Source organism: Paenibacillus sp., from assembly GCF_048976745.1.
Taxonomy (GTDB): Bacteria; Bacillota; Bacilli; order Paenibacillales; family Paenibacillaceae; genus Paenibacillus.
The window spans coordinates 1-4,055 of record NZ_JBHGUU010000010.1 but is presented as its reverse complement, the minus strand read 5'-3'; the positions used below and the strand labels follow the sequence as shown (position 1 = coordinate 4,055).

General features: G+C 47.3%; 3 protein-coding genes. All 3 read left to right on the top strand.

Features of this window, described 5'->3' with window-relative positions:
* A partial coding sequence (locus tag ACE3K2_RS17830; protein ID WP_421893005.1) for a carbohydrate ABC transporter permease occupies positions 1-805 on the top strand: 805 nt, incomplete at its 5' end.
* Positions 806-865: 60 nt separating this feature from the next.
* Positions 866-2,431 carry an ABC transporter substrate-binding protein gene (locus ACE3K2_RS17825; RefSeq protein ID WP_421893003.1) on the top strand — a complete coding sequence of 522 codons (1,566 nt, stop codon included), beginning with the start codon at positions 866-868 and terminating at the stop codon, positions 2,429-2,431.
* Between the two features lie 32 nt (positions 2,432-2,463).
* Complete coding sequence (locus ACE3K2_RS17820; RefSeq protein ID WP_421893000.1) at positions 2,464-3,675, top strand: glucuronate isomerase; 1,212 nt, start codon at positions 2,464-2,466, stop codon at positions 3,673-3,675.
* Positions 3,676-4,055: the final 380 nt, after the last annotated feature.

Genomic DNA, 4,055 nt, shown 5'->3' with positions numbered 1-4,055 from the left:
GCTCGCCATGGTACTACCGATTCTACATGTGATTGCGCAGTCGTTCAGTAATGCCGTAGCGATCAACAGCGGGGACGTTGGACTATGGCCAATAGGCTTCACATTGGAGAACTACCATATGATTGTAAAGGATCCTTCAATCTGGTTAGCTTTCCGCAACAGCGTCATTGTTACCGTGTTCGGTACATTAATTAATCTGGCAGCAACAGCAAGCCTTGCTTACCCGTTGTCTCGTCCAGAGTACATTTATAGAAAAATGGCACTTGTTATCGTGCTGATCACGATGATTTTTCATGCACCGCTAATTCCTAATTACTTGCTGCTCAAAAATTTGAACATGTTGAATACGCTGTGGGTATTAATGATCCCTGGGGCGATTAGTGCCTACAATCTGTTCGTTATGCGATCTTTTTTCGTTAATTTACCGACAGAGCTGCTGGAATCGGCAAAGATGGACGGCTGTGGGGAATTCCGGATGATCTGGAGCATCGTGCTTCCTTTGTCCAAGCCGGTTATGGCAACGATGGGGATTATGTACGCGGTCGCCAACTGGAATATGTACTCGCAGGCAATTTACTATATCGACAAACGTTCCTTAATTCTCTTGCAGGTAAGGCTGCGGGAGATCGTAATCACAGACAACATGGGTGCGTCGGATGTTACTTCGGAAATGATGCAATTTGTGTCTCCTGAAGGATTGAAAATGGCGGTTATCGTCATTGCGACAATCCCGATTATGCTGGTGTATCCGTTCCTGCAAAAGCATTTTATTAAAGGGATGATGGTGGGATCGATTAAGTCGTAGATGCCTGAGGAAAGACCAAGACAAGTTCAAGGCTTTAAAAAAAGAGAGGGTTGGTGCGATATGAAAAAAACATGGGGTGTTATTCTGGTTTCCGCGCTTGCTGCAGGTTCTTTGGCTGGCTGTGGGGATGCGTCTAAAGACAATAAGCAAGGCGGACAAGCCAGTGCTGATACGAAGCCGGTCAAATTTTCGCTATCACTGCCGGTTACAACCAATGCTGGATATCAAGGAACAGTGACAGACTGGGAAAATAACAAGCTGGTGAAAAAGCTGGAGGAACTGACTAACACAGACCTCTCCGTGCGTATTCTCGAAGATTCCAAAATGGGTATTATGTTCGCTGGTAATGATATTCCAGACGTGGTAGGCAGTATCGGCACACCAACCGGTAAATCCATGTCAGGCTCGGTGGAAGCCGGCGTCTTTATGCCACTTGACGATTTATTGAAGCAGTATGCCCCCAACTTGATGAAAAAGGTGCCCAAGGCGGCATGGGATGCAGTATCCTACGATGGCAAGATTTATGCGATCCCCGATTATTTGAGCAATCCGTCCAGACGTGGAACTTATATCCGTACGGATCTTTTAGAGAAGACAGGTATGAAGGCTCCACAAACTGTTGATGAATTTCTGGATGTTCTGCGTGCCTTTAAAAAGGCGGGTGTAGAAAATCCGTATCAAATGCGTGAAAATTTCAAATACGCCGATACGTTCCTGGGCGCGTTTGATGTACTGCCGTACAAGGATCAATTTGAAGTTGTAAATGGACAGGTACAGCCGAAGTTTTTTGACGTCGAGAACATGCAGAAAGCGCTGCAAACCTACAAAACGATGTTTGATGAGGGCTTGATCCCGAAAGATTTTGCAACCATTTCGTCCTCTGATTATTCCAAAAATATTAACAGCGGCAAATCCGGCTCTTGGTCCTCCAATGGAGCAGGCTTGATCTCGTTCCGTACCGCTATTGCCCAGGCCAATCCGGCTGCCAAAGTGGATATTATCTCCTCTCCAAAAGGACCAGAAGGTAAATCCGGCTATTTCTACTATACCCCGGTTGTCCGTTCTTTCTATGTGAATGCCAAGGTGGATAAAGATAAAGCAGTGAAAATTATTAAATTTTATGACTGGATGGCATCAGCTGAAGCTGAGAAGTTTTTCACCTTCGGTATAGAGGGACAAAATTACACCGTCGATAACGGTAAAATTAACTACAAAATTCCAACCAGTAAAGAAGAGCAGGAAGAAGAGAGCTTCCGTGCAGGTACGTTGTGGATGGGGCAGGATGCGACATTGAACCCGCCGCGTAAGCGTCTGGAATTGGATCAAAACGGTAAGGATCAGCTAGCTGTCTTCGATAATGTATTGGATAAGGAAGGCTTGCCGGGTATCGGATTTTATCCGGATCTAGCGACTTTCAGCAAATATCCGGATCTTGCTTCGCCACAGCCTGATGTTGGACCGAAGCTGATCATCGACCATATGATCAAAATGATCTATGGCAAAGAACCGATTAGTGACTGGCCTAAAGTTATAGAAGAGTACAAAACCAAGGGTGGCAATGACATTCTTAAAGAAGCCAACGAACGTTATACGAAAAAGATCGGTGTGCTGGATATTAAAAAGTAAACGGGTGCAGCGCGCCACAGGAGGATAACAGGATGCAGCAGGAAACGATCCGGGAGCGAATCATGCAAGAGCTTGAGACGGTTGACGTTGTGGACACTCATACCCATCTGGTTGGAGATCGGCTGAATGCTGTGGATTTCTGGCAGATCGCCCATTACTTCTGGTTATTCCGTGAGCTGCAGGCAGCCGGTTATCCGGCGCATGCCGAGCAGCTGCCGGTTCGTGAGCGAATCCAGGCATTTCTTAGCGCTCACCATGCTTCCAGACATACGATGATGAACGTGGCGCTGTCGCGGATTTTCCAGGATTTATATGGAATCGAGCTGAAGGATGAAGCGTCCGTTCTGGCAGCAGATGAAGCTGTCAAGCAATCTGCAGTACAGGCAGACTGGGCACAGCAGGTAGCGGACCGCTTGAGCGTTCGTGAGTATGTAGTCAATGTACCTGAGCATGCTCCTTTTGAGGGGATGAGGCGGAATGCAATTCTGATTCCGCGAATCGACGGGAAGATTTTCGGATGGGTTACTGAGATCATAGAAAGCTCAAATCCGCTTCAGGCGTTCGAGAAGCTGCGTGAAACCGTTGACGCCTTGTTGGGCGGCTACAGCAAGCAGGGCTGTCCGGGCATTATGACCACACTTCCGCGATATGAGGCTGCGGCTAACCAGTTGTATGACTTATCTGCATCGGGATTGGTGCGTGATCAGGTTTTGATGAATGTGCTTCATCTGATCTGCGAGGCTGCACAGCGTCATGAGCTGTTCGTACAGTTCTTTCTCGGTGTCGAACGCTCCTGGTGCGGGGAACCGCTGCCTGCGAACGACCCGGAGCGCATCTTGAAGCTTAGCGGTTTGTTTGAGCGGTACAGCTGTCCGTTCGAGTTGGTGGTCGCCTCGGAAATCAACAATCTCGATGTGGTGCAGGCGGCATGGAATTTCCCTAATGTTCATGTCGGCGGACATTGGTGGTATAACTTCCGGGCATCCACCTACAAGCAGTCCATGCAGTACAGGCTGGAGGCACTGCCGGCACTGAAATCTTCACTGATCGCATCTGATTCAAGGTGCATTGAATGGACGTACGGGAAAATTTGGCTGGTCAAGCGTGTACTCAGTGAATTTTTGGCTGAACGTGTGGCCTCTGGTTGGCTGGACCATGCTCAGGCGATTGAAGTCGCCCGCGACTGGCTGTATGAGAGTGCAGCGCGCAGATACCGTGTGCAATCGCTGAATAGTAAAGGTTAAAACTCCTTGTGTGACATTATGGGTACGACCCAATCGAATAAGCGCGTTCCTGTAAAGGAAGGCTTTGCCAAAGTCCTTGTTTTGCTGCTTGATTGCAGCGAAACAGGGATTTTTGTTTTGTGTAAGTGAAGAGAAATTTCACTTTTGTCAGGACGATGATTGAAAGGCTGTATCCGCATACATTCAAATAATGAGAGTTTACATGCATAAACCAATATTTACATGTTAGATAAGCTAATTTACACTGAAGTAGCAAATACGAAATGGAGGGATTGCAATGGGAGAAATGAAGTGGAGTCATTTTTTTACAGAGCAAGACAAACGGCATGATGAGCTTTGGGGCAAGCAGACGTTGAACGGTTTCGGGGAAAAGCCGGTTT